This window comes from Micromonospora sp. NPDC049139 (assembly GCF_055586845.1).
In genome coordinates this window covers 38,464-54,732 of sequence record NZ_JBVJHK010000005.1, presented here as the reverse complement: position 1 = coordinate 54,732, position 16,269 = coordinate 38,464, and the positions used below count along the sequence as shown (strand labels likewise).

Below are 16,269 nucleotides of genomic sequence, written 5' to 3'. Positions count from 1 at the left end.
CGTACGGCATCGACATACCCGCACACAGCGGGCCGCGACACGCACTAGTAGCCGCGCCACTCCGCCCGCGCGTACTCCAGCACCCGGGGCTGGAGCAGGGTGGAGGCCGGCACGTCCACGCGGCGGCGGTCGGCGGGGAAGGCCCCGGCGGCGGAGAGCGTCGCCGCGTCGAGAAAGCGCAGCGCCGGCGCGTCCGGCGGCAGGGCCAGGGCGGGCGCGGGCGCGCCGGGGGCGGCGAGCAGGAAGCCCCAGTCGCCGAAGGACGGCACGTCCACGTGGTACGGCGTGGTGGCGAAGCCGGCCTCGCGCAGCGACGCCTCGATCGACCAGTACGACCGGGGCGCGAAGTACGGCGAGCCGGACTGCACGACCAGCCGGCCGCCCTCGGCGAGCACCGCGCGCACCAGCGCGTAGAACTCGACCGTGTAGAGCTTGGCGGTGGCCGTCTCGTCCGGGTCGGGCAGGTCGGCCACCACCGCGTCGAACCGGTCCGTGGCGGTACGCAGCCACGAGAACGCGTCGGCGTGCACCACCCGGACCCGGGGGTCGTCGAACGCCCCGCCGTTGAGCCGGCGCAGCTGCGGCTCGCTGCGGGCCAACGCCACCACCGCCGGGTCCAGGTCCACCACGGTGATCCGCCGGACGTCCGGATAGCGCAGCAGCTCGCGTACGGCGAGGCCGTCGCCGGCGCCGAGCACCAGCACCTCGCCGCGCGGGCCGTTCAGCACCGGGTGCACCAGCGCCTCGTGGTAGCGGTACTCGTCGACGGAGCTGAACTGGAGGTCTCCGTTGAGGAAGAGCCGCAGGTCGGTGCCGGCCCGCCCGGTCTCGGCGACCGAGCGGGTGAGCACGATCTCCTGGTAGCGGCTGCGCTCGGCGTGCACCACCGGGTCCCGGTAGAGCTGCTGGCGGGCGGTCAGCTCGAAGTCGTGCGCGGTCACCCACGCGTACCCGAGGCTGAGGAAGACCACGGCGGCGCCGGCGCCGAGCGCGACGCGGGCCCGGCGGCTCAGCTCGCGCCGGAAGACCGTGCAGACCAGCGCGAGCCCGGCCACGGCGTTCACCGCGCCGACCACCAGCGCGCCCTTGAGCTGCCCGAAGACCGGCAGCAGCAGGAACGGGAAGGCCAGCCCGCCGAGCAGCGCACCGACGTAGTCGGCGGCGAACAGGTCCGCCACCGCGCTGCCGGCGGACTGCTCCCGGATGCGTTGCAGCAGCACCATCAGCAGCGGGATCTCCGCGCCGATCAGCAGGCCCAGCACGAACGCGGTGCCGACCAGCGCCGGGCCGTAGAGGTCCAGCCACGCGAAGGCCGCGTAGAGGCCGAGGACGGAGAGACCGCCGAGCAGGGCCAGGGCCAGCTCGATCGCGGCGAACGCGGCGGCGGCGCGCGGCTGCAACGGCTTGGCGGCGAGCGCGCCGACGCCCATCGCGAACACCATCACGCCCAGCACGATCGACGCCTGCCCGACCGTGTCCCCGATCAGGTAGCTGCCCAGGGCGACCAGGGCCAGCTCGTAGACCAGGCCGCAGGCGGCGCAGACGAAGACCGCGACGAGCACCGCCGCGCGGGACAGCCGCCACCGCGCGGGCGCCGGCGCGTCGACGGTCACCGACCCTCCGGCGTACGCCGTGCGTCCCGCTTGGCGGACTGCCGGGGAGCCGTGGGCGTGCGCCCGTCGGCCGTGCCCTTCTCGGCCTCCTCGCGGAGCTGGCGGCGGCGCTGCCACAGGCCGATGGCGACCAGCAGCCCGGTGAGCAGCAGCAGGCCGAGCGCGGCCAGCAGGTAGCCCCAGCGGTCCCGCCACAGGTCGTTGCCGGCGTCCGACAGCGGCGCGGGGGTGGCCGCGTCGGCAGCCGGGGTGGCGGCCGGCTCCACCAGTCCCGCCTCGACGGCGAGCAGGGGCAGCGTCACGGCGGCCCGGGTGATCGCCCAACCCGGATCGTCGACGAAGACGTCCTCGGTCAGGCCGAACCGGGTCAGCCCGTCCTCGATGCGGAACAGCTGGCTGGTGGAGATGTCGGCGGAGCCCGTCACGTCGATCCGCGCGGAATCGTTGCTCTCGCTGCTCTCCGAGGTGTAGGCGACCCGGGCGTCCACCTGCACCCATCGGGGGCAGGCCGGATTCTCCTCGACCGCGACCCCGTCGCCGAGGTTGGACCCGACGCTCAGCGGGTCGCCGTAGCTGAAGTAGTCCTGGAGCACCCAGCCGTAGCAGATGCCCTGGCTGTCGGCGGAGCGTTGGAGGATCGGCACGGTGTCACCGCGTTCCTGCGCGGTCGGCGACGGCACGTCGTCGTCTCCCGAACCGCTGTTGACCATCCCGGCCACCACGCAACCGAGGACGATCATGCCGCTGACCAGCCAGACGACCGCCGCCGCTTTCGGCGACGACTTCTTCGCGGCCGGCGCGGCGGGTGTCTTCGCGCCGGCCATCAGCTGATGGCGGCGGCGATGATCGCGCCGGTGGCCAGGTGGACGACGGCGGAGACCCAGACCGCCGGGTGCGGCTGCGGGTCGACCAGGATCTCCCCGAGCCTGCCCGGCGTGGCCACGTCGAGCAGCAGGAACGCCGCCGCCATGATGACCAGGCCGAGGATGCCGTACGCCGCCGCGCCGACGATGCCGAGCACGAAGTCGTCGGCGCTGGCGGCGATGGCCGCCACCACGATGATGCCGACGCCCGCCAGGTTGGAGGCGAGCAGCAGCGCGGCGTTGCGGTTGCGCTCGACCCAGATCAGCTCGTGGAGCTTTCCGGGGGTGGCCACGTCGACCAGGGCGTAGCCGACGGCCATCAGGACGACACCGACCACGCCGTAGGCGAGCGTGACCAGCAGATCGGTGACCAGCGTCTGCAAGGGGACTCCAGGGGTTTCGTCGGGGTGAGGGGATGAGCTACTTGCCGGAGCCCGGGCCGCCGCCGCGCACGGTGCTGCCCCGGCCCCAGCCCCAGTGGTTGCCCACGGTGGAGTGGTAGCGCGGGTACGCCGTGCCCATGCGCTCCAACAGGATCACCGAGCCGGCGGCGATCGGCAGGATCACCACCGAGTCGTCGTCGTAGCGCAGGTAGACACCGCTGCCGTCGACGTACTGGTCGGCCGGCCGCCACGCGTCGGTGACCTCCTTCGCCACCTGGCTGGGCGACCGGTTCGAGGTGTAGGCGACCGCGTCCCGGCCGATGTCCCGGCTCACCGCCCGGGTGTACCTGTCCTCGACGAAGCCGCGGGGCGAGAAGTTGCCGTAGAAGATGGCGAAGGCGGCGACCAGCGCGCCGATGACGGCGAACGCCACCCCCACCACGAACCAGCGTCGGTACGTCATCGCAGTGCCACCACCGTCTCGGTCAGGACCAGCTCGTTGGTCTGGGGATACGCGTGCCAGGTGCGCCAGCCGAGTGCGCCGTCCGGCGGGTCGGGGCGCACCGACAGCGCGGTCACCGCGTCGACGTCGCCGGGGAAGACCCCCACCAGCGCGTACGGGTCGTCGGCCAGGTCGGCGCGCAGGGCGGCCACCCGGTCGCTCAGCCCGGTGCCGGCGGGCCGCAGCACGGTCGCGGTGAAGCGGTAGCCGTTCGCCTCGTCCTGCACCGCTTGCGGCAGCTCGGGCGGGCGGCCGGGCAGGCAGGCGACCGTCTCGGTCAGCGTGGTGCCTCCAGCGCGCAGGACGACCTGGTGCGAGGCGCCGAGCAGGCGCAGCCGCAGCCGGACGCCGCCGGGCAGGTCGAGGTCGAGCACGTGCAGCGCCGGCAACTCGTCGTCGCCGAGGGCCAGGCTGAGGTCGGCGGCGCTGGTGTCGACGTACGGGGCGTCGAGGGTGACGAGCATCAGTCCACCTCGGCCTGCGGGTAGATCATCACGTCGGCGCGGTGCAGCACCTCGCCCAGCGCCACCTCCCAGCCCGCCTCGCCGTACGCCTCGAAGGAGAGCCGGGCCCCGCCGGGCGCCTGGTAGTCGTGGTACCGCATGGTGCCGGTCGGGTCGAGGCCGGTGGTGCCCGTAGCGGTGTAGCGGGCCTGGCCGGACTCGTCCCAGTTGTAGCGACGGCCGGCGAAGTCGATCGTCGGGGCGCCCGGGGTGACGGTGGCGCCCGGCTCGGCGGCCCAGAGCACCAGTTCCAGCTCCGGGTCCTCCTCCACGGAGAGCCAACGGCGCACGCCCGCGGCGTCGTCGAGCAGGTGCTCGGCCCAGCTCCAGCCGCCCTCGACCAGGCGGATCGAGCCGCGGACGGCGTACGACGTCCCCCGGATCTCGACGATGTCGCCGGGCTTCAGGCGGCGGGGGTCGCCGCGCAGTGCGTCGGCGTCCCGGTCCCGCAGCGGATCGCCCGGGTCCTTGGGGCGCTGGGGCCGGGACCGACCCCGGCGCAGGGCCACCACGGCGACCACCACTCCGGCCACCCCCACCAGACAGCCCGCCGCCGTCAGCAGGTACGCCACCGACCCGTCCACCGACCACCTCCCCAGGTACGTCGGCGGAGACGGTAACAACCCCGCGCACCTGGGGAAACCTGCCGTCGTTCGGGTGAGGGGCCGATTACGCGACGTGCTGGCGGCTCAGTCGTCCGCCGTCCCCGATCCGGCGTCGCCCGGCCGGGGCGGGGCCTCGTGTGCCGCCGGATCGGGACAGATCAGGTGACCGGGCGGGGCGGCCTGGTGACCGCCGGAGCCGGCCGGCGGGACGTGGGCGCCGGGCCCGGCCGGCGGGGCGTAGCCACCGGGACCCGCCAGTGGGGCGTAGGCACCGGGCCAGGCCGGCGGAACGTGTCCGCCGGCCCAGGCCGCCGGGGCATGGGCGCCGGGCCCGGCCGGCGGGACGTAGGCGACGGGAATCACGGCGTACCCGGCCGGCGGTAGTGGCGCGGCGGGGGACGCGGCCCGGGGCACGAACCACCGGTGGGCGGGCGGCAGCGCCAGCAACAGCACCACCGCGAGGGTGAGCAGCAGCACGGTCAGCACCCCGAGGCCGGCCAGCGGGAACAGCACCGCATCGAAGGGGTCGGACTGCGAGTAGAGGGTCTCGACGAACTTCGACTCCGCCCAGAAGTCGGCCTCCGGGTCGACCGGCCCCTCGACGGGATACTCCTCCTCCGCGTACGGCTCGTCGATGCCGAGGCCGAGGCCGAAGAGCAGGGGGAACACGAGCACGCCGGCGAAGCTCTGGCCGCAGCAGACGACCAGTTGGACGCCGCCGGCCACGAAGACCAGGATCCGGGCGACGTTGCCGCCGCGCCGCACCGGCAGCGCCGTGGCAGCCAGCCAGAGCGCGAGCAGCAGGGCGGGCAGGCCGAGCACCACCGCCCCGACGACGTTGCTCCAGCGCTCGCCGCTCACCTCGTCGGGATCGGCGTCCGGGACCGCCCGCACCGCGCGGTCGATCTGGCCGTCCCACTGGACGGCCTGGGTGACCACCAGGGCCACCAGCCCGAGGAGGACGAGCACGGTCACGAGCTGCAACCAGAAGGCGATGGTGACGGTGGCGGGACGGGGCGGGCGTACCGGCGCGTCGGCGGCGGGCGGCGTCATGGGACGGAAGCTACGGACCGCCGGCGCCGGCCGGCAGACCCGATCGGGCGGGGCCGGCCGGCGAACGGGTCATGCTCCGGCGAGCTGCTCCGACGCGTAGCCGCCCAGGGTGGCGCGGCCCATGACACAGCCGGTGAACGTGCCGAACTCTGCCGGGTCGTCCCGCAGCGCCGTCCAGGCCGCCCGGCCGGCCGCCGGGTCGATCCCCTCCAGCAGCGTGGCGGCGTAGACGCGGCCCGCCGGGGTGCCCTCGGCGAGCAGCCGGTCGAGTTGCCCGCGTACGTCCTCGGGGTCGTCGGCGATCGCCGCCTCGACCCGCCGGTACGCCTCGGTCACCGGCAGCAGCGTGCCGGCGATCCCGACGCCGCCGAACGCCACCGTGTCGGCCTGCCGCAGCTCGTCGAGGGCCGCCTCGACCTCCCGGTCCCGCTTCTTCCCGATCCCGAACATGCCCATACTCCTTCCCCGCCGCGCCCCGCCCGACTCTTTGAATCATGAGGTTGGCGGCAGTTGCCGAGATCCAACTCGCCGCCAACCTCATGCTCGATGCGGGTCGGGCCGGGGTCAGGCCGTCGAGACCGAGAGAGCGTCCTTCGTGTCCGCCAGATCGACGCGAACCGTGTCGCCGTCGCGGATCCGGCCGGCCAGGAGGGCCTTGGCGAGCTGGTCGCCGATCGCCGTCTGAACCAGGCGGCGCAGCGGCCGGGCCCCGTAGATCGGGTCATAGCCGTGCTCGGCCAGCCACCCCCGGGCGGCGTCGGTGATGTCCAGGCCGAGGCGGCGGTCCGCCAGCCGCTTGCGCATCCGGTCGAGCTGGATGTCCACGATGGCTCGCAGGTCGTCACCGTGCAGCGCGGCGAAGACCACGATGTCGTCCAGCCGGTTGAGGAACTCCGGCTTGAAGTGCGACCGGACCACCGCGAGGACACCCTCCCGGCGCTGCTCCTCGGCCAGCGTCAGGTCGCCGATCACCGACGACCCGAGGTTGGAGGTGAGGATCAGGATGGCGTTGCGGAAGTCCACCGTGCGGCCCTGCCCGTCGGTGAGCCGGCCGTCGTCCAGCACCTGGAGCAGGACGTCGAAGACGTCCGGGTGGGCCTTCTCGACCTCGTCCAGCAGGATCACCGAGTACGGCCGGCGGCGCACCGCCTCGGTGAGCTGGCCGCCCTCCTCGTAGCCGACGTAGCCGGGCGGGGCGCCGACCAGGCGGGCGACGGAGTGCTTCTCGCCGTACTCGCTCATGTCGATGCGGACCATGGCCCGCTCGTCGTCGAAGAGGAACTCGGCGAGCGCCTTGGCCAGCTCGGTCTTGCCGACGCCGGTCGGCCCCAGGAAGAGGAAGCTGCCGGTCGGGCGGTCCGGGTCGGCGACCCCGGCCCGGGCGCGGCGGACGGCGTCGGAGACCGAGCCCACGGCCTCGGCCTGGCCGACCACGCGGGCGCCCAGCGACTCCTCCATCCGCAGCAGCTTGGCGGTCTCGCCCTCCAGCAGCCGGCCGGCGGGGATGCCGGTCCAGGAGGCGACCACGGCGGCGATGTCGTCGGCGCCGACCTCCTCCTTGAGCATCGCGCCGTCGGCCTGGAGCCGGGCCAGCTCCTCCTCGGCCTGCTTCAGCTCGGTCTTGAGGGCGGGGATCCGGCCGTAGCGCAGCTCGGCGGCGCGCTCCAGCTCGCCGTCGCGCTCGGCCCGCTCGGCCTCGCCGCCGAGCCGCTCCAGCTCCTCCTTGGCGGTGGAGAGCTTGGTGATGTGGTCCTTCTCCAGCTTCCAGCGGTCGGCGAGGGCGGTGAGCTGCTCGCGCTTGTCGGCCAGCTCCTTGCGCAGCCGCTCCAGCCGCTCGGCGGAGGCGGCGTCGGGCTCCTTGGCCAGCGCCATCTCCTCGATCTCCAGCCGGCGCACCGCCCGCTCGATCTCGTCCACCTCGACGGGCCGGGAGTCGATCTCCATCCGGAGCCGGGAGGCGGACTCGTCGACCAGGTCGATCGCCTTGTCCGGCAGGAACCGGTCGGTGATGTAGCGGTCCGACAGTGCCGCGGCGGCGACCAGGGCGGCATCGGTGATGCGTACACCGTGGTGCACCTCGTAGCGCTCCTTGAGGCCGCGCAGGATGCCGATGGTGTCCTCGATCGTCGGCTCGCCGACCAGCACCGGCTGGAAGCGGCGCTCCAGGGCCGGGTCCTTCTCGATGTGCTCGCGGTACTCGTCGAGGGTGGTCGCGCCGACCATCCGCAGCTCGCCGCGGGCCAGCATCGGCTTGAGCATGTTGCCGGCGTCCATCGAGCCCTCGCCCTTGCCGGCGCCGACGACGGTGTGCAGCTCGTCGAGGAAGGTGATGACCTGCCCGTTGGAGTTCTTGATCTCCTCCAGGACGGACTTCAGCCGCTCCTCGAACTGGCCCCGGTACTGCGCGCCGGCGACCATCGCGCCGAGGTCGAGCGAGACCAGCTTCTTGTCGCGCAGAGACTCCGGCACGTCGCCGGCGACGATCCGCTGGGCCAGGCCCTCGACGATCGCGGTCTTGCCGACGCCCGGCTCGCCGATCAGCACCGGGTTGTTCTTGGTACGCCGGGACAGCACCTGGATCACCCGGCGGATCTCCGAGTCCCGGCCGATGACCGGGTCGATCTTGCCGTCGCGGGCGCTGGCGGTCAGGTCCACGCCGTACTTGGCCAGGGCCTGGTAGGTCTGCTCGGGGTCGGCGGTGGTGACCCGCCGGTCCCCGCCGCGGACGGTCGGGAAGGCGGCGACGAGGTTCTCCTCGGTGGCGCCGGCCGACTTCAGCGCGCCAGACACCGCGCCACCCACCCGGGCCAGGCCGGCGAGCAGGTGCTCGGTGGAGGTGTACTCGTCGCCGAGCGGCCGGGCGATCTGCTCGGCGGCCCCGATGGCGTTGACGAACTCGCGGGCCAGGGTCGGCTCGGCGATGCTGGAGCCGCGCGCGGCGGGCAGGGCGTCGACCGAGCGCTGGGCGACCCGGCGCAGCTCGGCGGGGTCGGCCCCGACGGCGCGCAGCAGGCCGGCGGCGGTCGAGCCCTCGGTGTCCAGCAGCGCCAGCAGCAGGTGCCAGGGCTCCACGGTGGCGTGACCGCGCTGGTTCGCCATCGCGACGGCACCGGTGATGGTCTCGCGGCTCTTGGTGGTGAGTCGTTCCGTGTTCATGGGCTCCCCCGGATCGGCGTGTCCACTGGGAAGGACACAACCAGAGTTGAGCCTATTCCGCTCAACCCTGATGGTGTGATCTGGATCACTCTCGCCGTCCGGACATGCCCAGGGGTGTCTGCGTGATCGATTGGACGGGCCGTTCTCGTGGCGGAGAAGCGCTGAGCGACCACGCAGCGGAACGACGCTCGTTGCCAAGATCTGCGCGGGCCGACCAGGGGTAGCCTGGCCGGGTGCGCGTACGTGTTGAACAGACCGCCCTGCCGGGAATCGGGGTCCGTCACGATCTGTTGACGGAGTCCGGTCGCCGCCTCGGTGTGGTCTCCCACCGCAATGGCCGCCGTGACCTCGTCCTGTACGACCCGGACGATCCCGACTCATGTCAGCACGACATACCGCTGACGGACGACGAGGCGGAGGCGCTCGCCGACATCCTCGGCGCGTCGCTGATGCTCGGTCAGCTGTCCGGGCTGCGTGAGCAGGCCGCCGGCCTGCTCACCGAGCAGATCGCCATTCCGGCCGGCTCGAAGTACGTCAACCGGAAGCTCGGGGACACGCAGGCACGTTCCCGCACGGGCGCCTCGATCGTGGCCGTGCTGCGCCACGGCGAGGTGATCGTCTCGCCGGAGCCCTCCTTCCGCTTCGCCGCCGGTGACGTGGTGGTCGTGGTCGGGACCCGCCAGGGCCTCGACGGGGTGACAGCCATCCTTGCCGACAGCGACCCGGACGGCTGAGGCGCGGATGCACGAAACGACAACACTGCTCATCGAAGTCGGCGCACTGCTCTTCCTGCTCGGCCTCCTCGGCCGGCTGAGCCGCCGGATCGGCCTCTCGCCCATCCCCCTCTACCTGCTCGCCGGGCTCGCGTTCGGGCACGGCGGCCTGCTGCCCCTGGCCGCCAGCGAGGAGTTCTTCGCGGTCGGCGCCGAGATCGGCGTGATCCTGCTGCTGGTCATGCTGGGCCTGGAATACTCGGCCAACGAGTTGGTCGGCAACCTGCGCGCCGCGGCCCCGGCCGGCCTGATCGACGGGCTGCTGAACGCGCTGCCCGGGGCGGCGTTCGCGCTGCTGCTCGGCTGGGACTGGGTCGCCGCCCTGGTGCTCGCCGGCATCACCTGGGTCTCCTCCTCGGGGGTCATCGCCAAGGTCCTCGCCGACCTGGGCCGCCTCGGTAACCGGGAGACCCCGGTGATCCTCTCGATCCTGGTGATCGAGGACCTCGCGATGGCGTTCTACCTGCCCCTGGCGACCGCGGTGCTCGCCGGCAGCGGCCTGCTGGGCGGCGGCATCGCGCTCGGTGTCGCGGTCGGCACCGTGCTGCTGGTGCTGGTGGTCGCGATCAAGTACGGCAACCTGATCTCCACCGCCATGTCGGCGAAGGACCCGGAGGCGCTGCTGCTCGGCGTACTCGGGATGACCCTGCTGGTGGCGGGCATCGCGGCGAAGCTCCAGGTGTCGGCGGCGGTCGGCGCGTTCCTGGTCGGCATCGCGCTCTCCGGGCCGGTGGCGCACCACGCGACCGAGCTGCTCACCCCGCTGCGGGACCTCTTCGCGGCGGTCTTCTTCGTCTTCTTCGGTCTGGTCACGGACCCGCGGGACATCCCGCCGGTGCTGCTGCCCGCGCTCGCGCTGGCCGTGATCACCATGGCGACGAAGACGCTCACCGGTTACCTGGCGGCCCGCCGGGTCGGCATCGCCGAACCCGGTCGCTGGCGGGCCGGCCTGACCCTGGTGCCCCGGGGAGAGTTCTCCATCGTCATCGCGGGGCTCGCGGTGGCCGCCGGCAGCGTCGACCCGAAGCTGGCGGCGCTCGCCACGGCGTACGTGCTGATCACGGTCGTGACCGGGCCGATGCTGGCGCGGCTGCCCGACTTCGCGTGGTTCAAGCGGTGGCTGCGGAGACGCGGCGCGGCCCAGCGGGCCCAACCGGTGCCGGCGCACGACTGACCGACGGCACCGTCCGGGCCGGGTCGACCGTACGGTCGGCCCGGCCCTCGCCCAACGGTTGTCGAATTGCCTCCGGCGGGGCCTACCGCCGGTGAACGCGCCGGGCTACCGTTTCGCCCCAGCAGCCAGAGGTCGCGGACGGCCTGAGCCCCCGCGGACGAGAGCGGAAGGTTGGCCGGTGAGCGTGCAGGAGTCGACGTTCCACGGCTTTGCCAACCCCGTCGATCCGACCCCCGCCGAGCTGCGCGCGTGGGCCTTCCAGCCCGACTCCGTGCCGCTGACCTCCATGCCGCCGGACTGGGACCTGCTGGTCTCCGGTGACCGGCTGGTGGCGGTGCTCTTCGACCTGGCGATGGACGCGACCTGCCCGGCCCGCCGGTTCGCCCTGCACTGCCTCTACATCTACGCCGCCGACGGCATCCGGACGAACTTCCGCGCCCACCCGAAGCGGCGCTTCCGGAAGCTGGTCGAGCAGGCCGAACGGAACGGCGACGACCTGATGCGCACCTGGGCGTACAACAGCCGGGCGCTGCTGGCCCGGCCGGAGCTCTTCGTCTACCGGGACTGGTGCGAGGGCGGCCTGGTCCGGGAGAACCGCCGCATCGCCTGAGCGCCCCACGCACCCGCACGGCGCACCCCCGGGCTCGCACTTCACAACGGCGAACGGGCCGGGACCCCCGCCCGGGACCTCTGGCGTCCCGGCCCGCCTCCGGACGGCGAACGGGCCGGGACCCCCCGTGGGTCCCGGCCCGCACGTCGGCGGAACGTCAGTGTTCCGATCCGCCCTGCTCGCGGCGTCTCGCCTCGTCGCGTCCCTGGTCGATGCCGTGGTCGACCTGGTCGGCGAACCTGCCGTTCTTGATCTCGTCGGTGAAGCGGCTCTCGGTGAACCGGTCGAATCTCTCCCGGACGTTCTTCGCCACCTCGTCGAGCCGGTCCTCGGTCTGCTGGGCAACCTTCCTCGCCGCTTCCGTCATGGCTCCCCCTGCCATCGGAGTCCGGATTGAGATGGTTGGACCTGATTTTGAGGCTAGCGGATCCGGCGCCGTCCCCGCCCGGGAACCGGCAACCGCGGGCGCCTGCGGAGACGACGCACGTCCCGGGCGGTGGCGGCGGCGGAAAGACGACCGCGCCCGGCCGCGGGAGGGCGGCCGGGCGCGGTGAGGTGTCGTCAGCGGTCGGGGCCCCGCCGGGGACGCCAGACCACCAGCGCGGTGGAGGTGCGGTTGGTCGGGACGAGGTCGCTGCCCGGGAAGCGGGCCAGGGACTCCAGCTCGGCGATCCGGCGGTACGCGGCGTCCAGCTCCGCCTCCAGCCGGGCCACCCGCTGCTGGGCCTGCTCCAGCAGCCGCTCCAGCCCGATGATGCGCTTGACCCCCGCCAGGTTGATGCCGTCGTCCTGGCTGAGCCGCTGCACCTCGCGCAGCAGCACCACGTCCCGCACGCTGTAGCGGCGGCCACCGCCGGCCGCCCGGCCCGGCTGGACCAGGCCCAGCCGGTCGTACTGGCGCAGGGTCTGCGGGTGCATCCCCGCCATCCGTGCCGCCACCGAGATCATCAGCACCTTGGCCTCGTAGGCAGGGTCACCCGAACCGACGAACTCGTCCGACATCCCGCTCACCTCCGCGTGCACTCCACCGAGCCGACTGAACACCGGGTCAACTGAATCGACGCACCCGCGCGTCGAGATGTTCCCGGGCGGCCGGCGGGGTCTGCGCGGCGAAGCTCTCCAACGCCGTACGCGCCTCGTCGGACACCCGCGCGGGCACCACCACGTCGAGGGTCACCAGCAGGTCACCCGCCCGCCCGTCACGGCGGACCACCCCCTTGCCGCGGGCCCGCAGGATCCGGCCGCTCGGCGTGCCCGGCGGCACCCGCAGGGTCACCGCGCCGTCGAGGGTGGGCACCCGCAGGTCCGTGCCGAGCACGGCCTCCGCGAACGTGATCGGCACGGTCAGCGTGAGGTCGTCGCCCGTACGCCCGAACAGCTCGTCCGGTCGCACCTTGACGTGTACGAAGAGGTCCCCGGCCGGGCCGCCCCGCGCGCCGGGCTCGCCCCGCCCCGCCAGCCGGATCTTCTGGCCGTCGGCCACCCCGGCCGGGAAGCGGACGTTCAGCGTGCGGGTCTTGGTGACCCCGCCGGTGCCCTGACACTCCGGGCACTTCTCCTCCACGATCGTGCCCACGCCCTGGCAGTTGCGGCACGGCTCGGAGAAGCTGAACGACCCCTGGTTGCGGGTGGTCACCCCGGCTCCGTGGCACACCGGGCAGGTGCGCGGCTGGGTGCCGGGCTTGGCCCCGTTGCCGTGGCAGGTGTCGCAGACCCCCGGCGCGCGCAGCGTCAACGGGACGGTCACCCCGCGTACGGCGTCGCCAAAGTCGAGGGCCACCTCGGCCTCGACGTCCCGGCCCCGCGCCGGGCCCCGGGGTGCGGCCGGCCCGCCGCCGGGACCAGCGGCGCCGCCGGTGAAGATCGAACTGAACAGGTCCTGGAAGCCGGCCCCGCCGAAGCGGCGGTCGCCACCCCCACCGGCCGCGCCCCCGAACAGGTCGGAGACGTCGAACGGCATGCCGCCGGGCTGGCCGGCGCCACGGGCGTTGCGCCGGAACGCGCCCGAGCCGAACAGCGAGCGCAGCTCGTCGTACTCGCGGCGCTTGGCGTCGTCGCCGAGCACCGCATACGCCTCGGAGGCGGCCTTGAAACGCTCCTCGGCCTTCGGGTCACCGGGGTTGTGGTCCGGGTGTGAATCCCGCGCCAGCTTCCGGTAGGCCTTCTTGATGTCGTCGCCGGAGGCGGCCTTGTCCACGCCCAGCACGGCGTAGAAGTCCTTCTCGATCCAGTCCTTGGAACTCACCGGTCCACCCCCTCCCTACCTGGGGACCGACCGTCCCGCCCACCCGTTCGGGGTGGGCGGGACGATCCGGTCGTCGTTGCGCACTACTCCGGGTCGGCGACCGCGACCATGGCGGGTCGCAGCAGCCGCTCCCCGACCTGGTAGCCCCGGCGCATCACCTGCACGCAGGTCGGCTCGGTGACGTCGGCCGAGGTCTGGTGGGCCACCGCCTCGTGCCGGGTCGGGTCGAACGGGTCGCCCTGCTCGCCGAACGCCGTCAGCCCGAACTTGCCGAGCGCCGTGGTGAGCTGCTCGGCCACCGTGCCGAACGGCCCGACCAGGTCGCCGTGCTCGCGGGCCCGGTCCAGGTCGTCGAGGATCGGCAGCAGCGCGGCGAGCACCGCGCCGGTCGCCTGCTCGGTGACCAGACCCTTGTCCCGGTCCACCCGCTTGCGGTAGTTGGCGTACTCCGCCGTCACCCGCTGCAGGTCCCGGGTCCGCTCGTCGAGGTCCTTGCGCAGCGCCTCCAGTTCGGCGCCGAGCGCGGTCCCGCCGCCGTCGGCCGGCTGTGCCGGGGCGTCCACCACCGGCGGGCCGGCCACCTCGGCCGCCTCGACCTCGATCTCGTCGACCACGACCTCGGCCTCCTCGACCAGACCCTCGGCCGGGGCGTCCGACCCGGCGTCGGCGGCGGCCGGCTCGTTGGTCTCACTGATCTTGCGGTTGTTGCGGATGACGACCCGCGGCCCGTCGCCGGCCTGCTCGGCGGGCGCGGAGCCACCCGGCGTCGACCCGGTCGCACCCGGGTCGGCGGCTCGTGGCTTCTCCGTCATGGGGTTACCTCATCCCTCTGCCGTGGTGCCGTGTCCGGGGACGGACCGTCACTTCTTGTCCTCGTCCACGATCTCCGCGTCGACCACGTCGTCCGCGCCACCGGCCTGCGCGCCACCGGTCGCCCCGGCGCCCGCCGCACCCGCGGCACCCGGGCCGGCCTCGCCCGGCTGCTCGCCCTGCTGGCTGTAGAGCAGCGAACCGGCCTGCTGGGAGACCTGCGCCAGCCGCTCGTGCGCCGACTTGATCTTCTCGATGTCCTGACCACCGAGGGCGCCGCGCAGCTCGCCGAGCGCCTCGTTGATCTGGTCACGGGACTCCGACGGCAGCTTGTCGCCGCTCTCGGCCAGGAACTTCTCGGTCTGCCACTGGAGCGCCTCGGCCAGGTTGCGGGTCTCGGCCTCGTCGCGGCGGCGCTTGTCGTCCTCGGCGTGCTCCTCGGCGTCGCGGCGCATGCGCTCGATGTCGTCCTTCGGCAGCGAGGAGCCGCCGGTGATCGTCATCTTCTGCTCCTTGCCGGTGCCGAGGTCCTTCGCGTGGACGTTGACGATGCCGTTGGCGTCGATGTCGAAGGTGACCTCGATCTGCGGCACGCCGCGCGGCGCCGGCGGGAGGCCGGTCAGCTCGAAGGTGCCGAGCTTCTTGTTGTAGGCCGCGATCTCCCGCTCGCCCTGGAACACCTGGATCAGCACCGACGGCTGGTTGTCGTCCGCCGTGGTGAAGACCTCGGAGCGCTTGGTCGGGATGGTGGTGTTGCGCTCGATCAGCTTGGTGAAGATGCCGCCCTTGGTCTCGATGCCCAGGCTCAGCGGGGTCACGTCGAGCAGCAGGACGTCCTTGACCTCGCCCTTGAGCACACCGGCCTGCAGGGCGGCGCCGACGGCGACGACCTCGTCCGGGTTGACGCCCTTGTTGGGCTCCTTGCCGGTGAGCTGCTTGACCAGGTCGGTCACGGCCGGCATGCGGGTCGAGCCGCCGACCAGGATGACGTGCTCGACGTCGGAGACCTTGATGCCGGCGTCCTTCACGGCCTGCTCGAACGGGCCCTTGCAGCGGTCCAGCAGGTCCTGCGTCATCCGCTGGAACTCGGCCCGGCTGAGCGTCACGTCCAGGTGCAGCGGCCCCGCCGCGCCGGCCGTGATGTACGGCAGGTTGATGTTGGTGGTGGTGGCGGCGGACAGCTCGATCTTGGCCTTCTCGGCCGCCTCGCGGAGCCGCTGCAGGGCCATCTTGTCCTGGGCCAGGTCGATGCCGTGCTCGCCCCGGAAGGTCTTCACCAGGTGGTCGATGATGCGCTGGTCCCAGTCGTCACCACCGAGGTTGTTGTCACCGCTGGTCGACTTGACCTCGATGACGCCCTCGGCCAGCTCGAGCAGCGACACGTCGAAGGTGCCGCCGCCGAGGTCGAAGACCAGGACGGTCTGCTCCTTGGAGCCCTTGTCCAGCCCGTACGCCAGGGCCGCCGCGGTCGGCTCGTTCACGATCCGCAGCACGTTGAAGCCGGCGATCTCGCCGGCCTCCTTGGTGGCCTGGCGCTGGCTGTCGTTGAAGTAGGCCGGGACGGTGATCACCGCGTCGGTGATCTGCTCGCCCAGGTACGCCTCGGCGTCCCGCTTGAGCTTCATCAGCGTGCGGGCCGAGATCTCCTGCGGGGTGTACTTCTTGCCGTCGATGTCGACGGACCAGTTGGTGCCGACCTCCCGCTTGACCGAGCGGATCGTCCGGTCCGGGTTGGTCACCGCCTGGCGCTTGGCGACCTCACCGACGAGCACCTCGCCGTTGCGGGCGAACGCGACGATCGACGGGGTCGTCCGCGAGCCCTCAGCGTTGGCGATGACGGTGGGCTCACCGCCCTCCAGGACGCTGACGCAGGAGTTCGTCGTGCCGAGGTCGATACCGACCGCACGTGCCATCTTCGCTTCCTCGCTTCGTGACGTTGTGAGCCGCTCGTGGGCACCGCCCTGAGCTGCGTGGCGGCG

17 protein-coding genes are annotated in these 16,269 nt (G+C 72.9%); 3 read left to right on the top strand and 14 right to left on the bottom strand.

The annotated features are described in order from the left end of the window. Positions 1–44: 44 nt before the first annotated feature. From ACZ6Q9_RS11385 to clpB, 9 genes are all read right to left on the bottom strand, one after another. Positions 45–1,613, bottom strand: coding sequence for a polyamine aminopropyltransferase (locus tag ACZ6Q9_RS11385; RefSeq protein WP_396828762.1), 1,569 nt, complete (start codon positions 1,611–1,613; stop codon positions 45–47). Beyond that, entirely contained in the window at positions 1,610–2,437 is an 828-nt protein-coding gene (locus ACZ6Q9_RS11380) for a hypothetical protein (protein ID WP_393259759.1), read from the bottom strand. The genes ACZ6Q9_RS11385 and ACZ6Q9_RS11380 overlap by 4 nt, the downstream gene beginning before the upstream one ends. Next, positions 2,437–2,859, bottom strand: a complete 423-nt coding sequence (locus ACZ6Q9_RS11375; protein WP_350685610.1) for a DUF350 domain-containing protein — start codon at positions 2,857–2,859, stop codon at positions 2,437–2,439. Before ACZ6Q9_RS11375 ends, ACZ6Q9_RS11380 begins: the two co-directional genes overlap by 1 nt. A 37-nt stretch (positions 2,860–2,896) precedes the next feature. Next, complete coding sequence (locus ACZ6Q9_RS11370) at positions 2,897–3,322, bottom strand: DUF4247 domain-containing protein (RefSeq protein ID WP_393259756.1); 426 nt, start codon at positions 3,320–3,322, stop codon at positions 2,897–2,899. Then, positions 3,319–3,825, bottom strand: coding sequence for a DUF2617 family protein (locus tag ACZ6Q9_RS11365; RefSeq protein ID WP_393259754.1), 507 nt, complete (start codon positions 3,823–3,825; stop codon positions 3,319–3,321). The genes ACZ6Q9_RS11370 and ACZ6Q9_RS11365 overlap by 4 nt, the downstream gene beginning before the upstream one ends. Then, the gene (locus tag ACZ6Q9_RS11360) at positions 3,825–4,448 is read right to left on the bottom strand and encodes a DUF4178 domain-containing protein (protein ID WP_363705170.1); all 624 of its coding nucleotides are present in this window, start codon (positions 4,446–4,448) and stop codon (positions 3,825–3,827) included. Before ACZ6Q9_RS11360 ends, ACZ6Q9_RS11365 begins: the two co-directional genes overlap by 1 nt. A 105-nt stretch (positions 4,449–4,553) precedes the next feature. After that, positions 4,554–5,522, bottom strand: a complete 969-nt coding sequence (locus tag ACZ6Q9_RS11355) for a hypothetical protein (protein WP_396828765.1) — start codon at positions 5,520–5,522, stop codon at positions 4,554–4,556. A 69-nt stretch (positions 5,523–5,591) separates the two neighbouring features. Beyond that, positions 5,592–5,972: a hypothetical protein gene (locus tag ACZ6Q9_RS11350; protein WP_396828766.1), complete on the bottom strand. Its 381-nt coding sequence runs from the start codon at positions 5,970–5,972 to the stop codon at positions 5,592–5,594. 114 nt (positions 5,973–6,086) lie between these two features. Beyond that, positions 6,087–8,678: an ATP-dependent chaperone ClpB gene (gene clpB, locus ACZ6Q9_RS11345; protein ID WP_393458941.1), complete on the bottom strand. Its 2,592-nt coding sequence runs from the start codon at positions 8,676–8,678 to the stop codon at positions 6,087–6,089. A gap of 233 nt (positions 8,679–8,911) precedes the next feature. On the opposite strand from clpB, the gene ACZ6Q9_RS11340 reads away from it, so the two are divergent. The 3 genes from ACZ6Q9_RS11340 (at position 8,912) to ACZ6Q9_RS11330 (ending at position 11,235) form a co-directional block, all read left to right on the top strand. Further along, entirely contained in the window at positions 8,912–9,412 is a 501-nt protein-coding gene (locus ACZ6Q9_RS11340) for a cation:proton antiporter regulatory subunit (RefSeq protein WP_350702229.1), read from the top strand. Positions 9,413–9,419: 7 nt separating this feature from the next. After that, positions 9,420–10,625, top strand: a complete 1,206-nt coding sequence (locus ACZ6Q9_RS11335; RefSeq protein WP_357449876.1) for a cation:proton antiporter — start codon at positions 9,420–9,422, stop codon at positions 10,623–10,625. Positions 10,626–10,803: 178 nt separating this feature from the next. Further along, positions 10,804–11,235: a hypothetical protein gene (locus ACZ6Q9_RS11330; RefSeq protein WP_393259742.1), complete on the top strand. Its 432-nt coding sequence runs from the start codon at positions 10,804–10,806 to the stop codon at positions 11,233–11,235. A 157-nt stretch (positions 11,236–11,392) separates the two neighbouring features. On the opposite strand, the gene ACZ6Q9_RS11325 is transcribed toward ACZ6Q9_RS11330, so the two are convergent. From ACZ6Q9_RS11325 to dnaK, 5 genes are all read right to left on the bottom strand, one after another. Continuing rightward, positions 11,393–11,602: a hypothetical protein gene (locus ACZ6Q9_RS11325; RefSeq protein ID WP_393259740.1), complete on the bottom strand. Its 210-nt coding sequence runs from the start codon at positions 11,600–11,602 to the stop codon at positions 11,393–11,395. A 194-nt stretch (positions 11,603–11,796) separates the two neighbouring features. Next, positions 11,797–12,237 (bottom strand): heat shock protein transcriptional repressor HspR, encoded by a 441-nt coding sequence (locus ACZ6Q9_RS11320; protein WP_350682760.1) that lies wholly within the window; start codon positions 12,235–12,237, stop codon positions 11,797–11,799. 46 nt (positions 12,238–12,283) lie between these two features. Continuing rightward, on the bottom strand, positions 12,284–13,480 hold the full coding sequence (gene dnaJ, locus ACZ6Q9_RS11315) for a molecular chaperone DnaJ (protein WP_357693425.1): 1,197 nt from the start codon (positions 13,478–13,480) through the stop codon (positions 12,284–12,286). 83 nt (positions 13,481–13,563) lie between these two features. Continuing rightward, positions 13,564–14,292 (bottom strand): nucleotide exchange factor GrpE, encoded by a 729-nt coding sequence (gene grpE, locus ACZ6Q9_RS11310; RefSeq protein ID WP_393259736.1) that lies wholly within the window; start codon positions 14,290–14,292, stop codon positions 13,564–13,566. A gap of 48 nt (positions 14,293–14,340) precedes the next feature. Further along, the gene (gene dnaK, locus ACZ6Q9_RS11305; RefSeq protein ID WP_393259734.1) at positions 14,341–16,203 is read right to left on the bottom strand and encodes a molecular chaperone DnaK; all 1,863 of its coding nucleotides are present in this window, start codon (positions 16,201–16,203) and stop codon (positions 14,341–14,343) included. Positions 16,204–16,269 lie beyond the last annotated feature (66 nt).

Bases quoted from the DNA above. Each gene is read 5' to 3' on its own strand.
- ACZ6Q9_RS11380 (WP_393259759.1), bottom strand. From the start codon at position 2,437: ATGGCCGGCGCGAAGACACCCGCCGCGCCGGCCGCGAAGAAGTCGTCG.
- ACZ6Q9_RS11370 (WP_393259756.1), bottom strand. From the start codon at position 3,322: ATGACGTACCGACGCTGGTTCGTGGTGGGGGTGGCGTTCGCCGTCATC.
- ACZ6Q9_RS11365 (WP_393259754.1), bottom strand. From the start codon at position 3,825: ATGCTCGTCACCCTCGACGCCCCGTACGTCGACACCAGCGCCGCCGAC.
- ACZ6Q9_RS11355 (WP_396828765.1), bottom strand. From the start codon at position 5,522: ATGACGCCGCCCGCCGCCGACGCGCCGGTACGCCCGCCCCGTCCCGCC.
- ACZ6Q9_RS11350 (WP_396828766.1), bottom strand. From the start codon at position 5,972: ATGTTCGGGATCGGGAAGAAGCGGGACCGGGAGGTCGAGGCGGCCCTC.
- clpB (WP_393458941.1), bottom strand. From the start codon at position 8,678: ATGAACACGGAACGACTCACCACCAAGAGCCGCGAGACCATCACCGGT.
- ACZ6Q9_RS11335 (WP_357449876.1), top strand. From the start codon at position 9,420: ATGCACGAAACGACAACACTGCTCATCGAAGTCGGCGCACTGCTCTTC.
- ACZ6Q9_RS11325 (WP_393259740.1), bottom strand. From the start codon at position 11,602: ATGACGGAAGCGGCGAGGAAGGTTGCCCAGCAGACCGAGGACCGGCTC.
- ACZ6Q9_RS11320 (WP_350682760.1), bottom strand. From the start codon at position 12,237: ATGTCGGACGAGTTCGTCGGTTCGGGTGACCCTGCCTACGAGGCCAAG.
- grpE (WP_393259736.1), bottom strand. From the start codon at position 14,292: ATGACGGAGAAGCCACGAGCCGCCGACCCGGGTGCGACCGGGTCGACG.
- dnaK (WP_393259734.1), bottom strand. From the start codon at position 16,203: ATGGCACGTGCGGTCGGTATCGACCTCGGCACGACGAACTCCTGCGTC.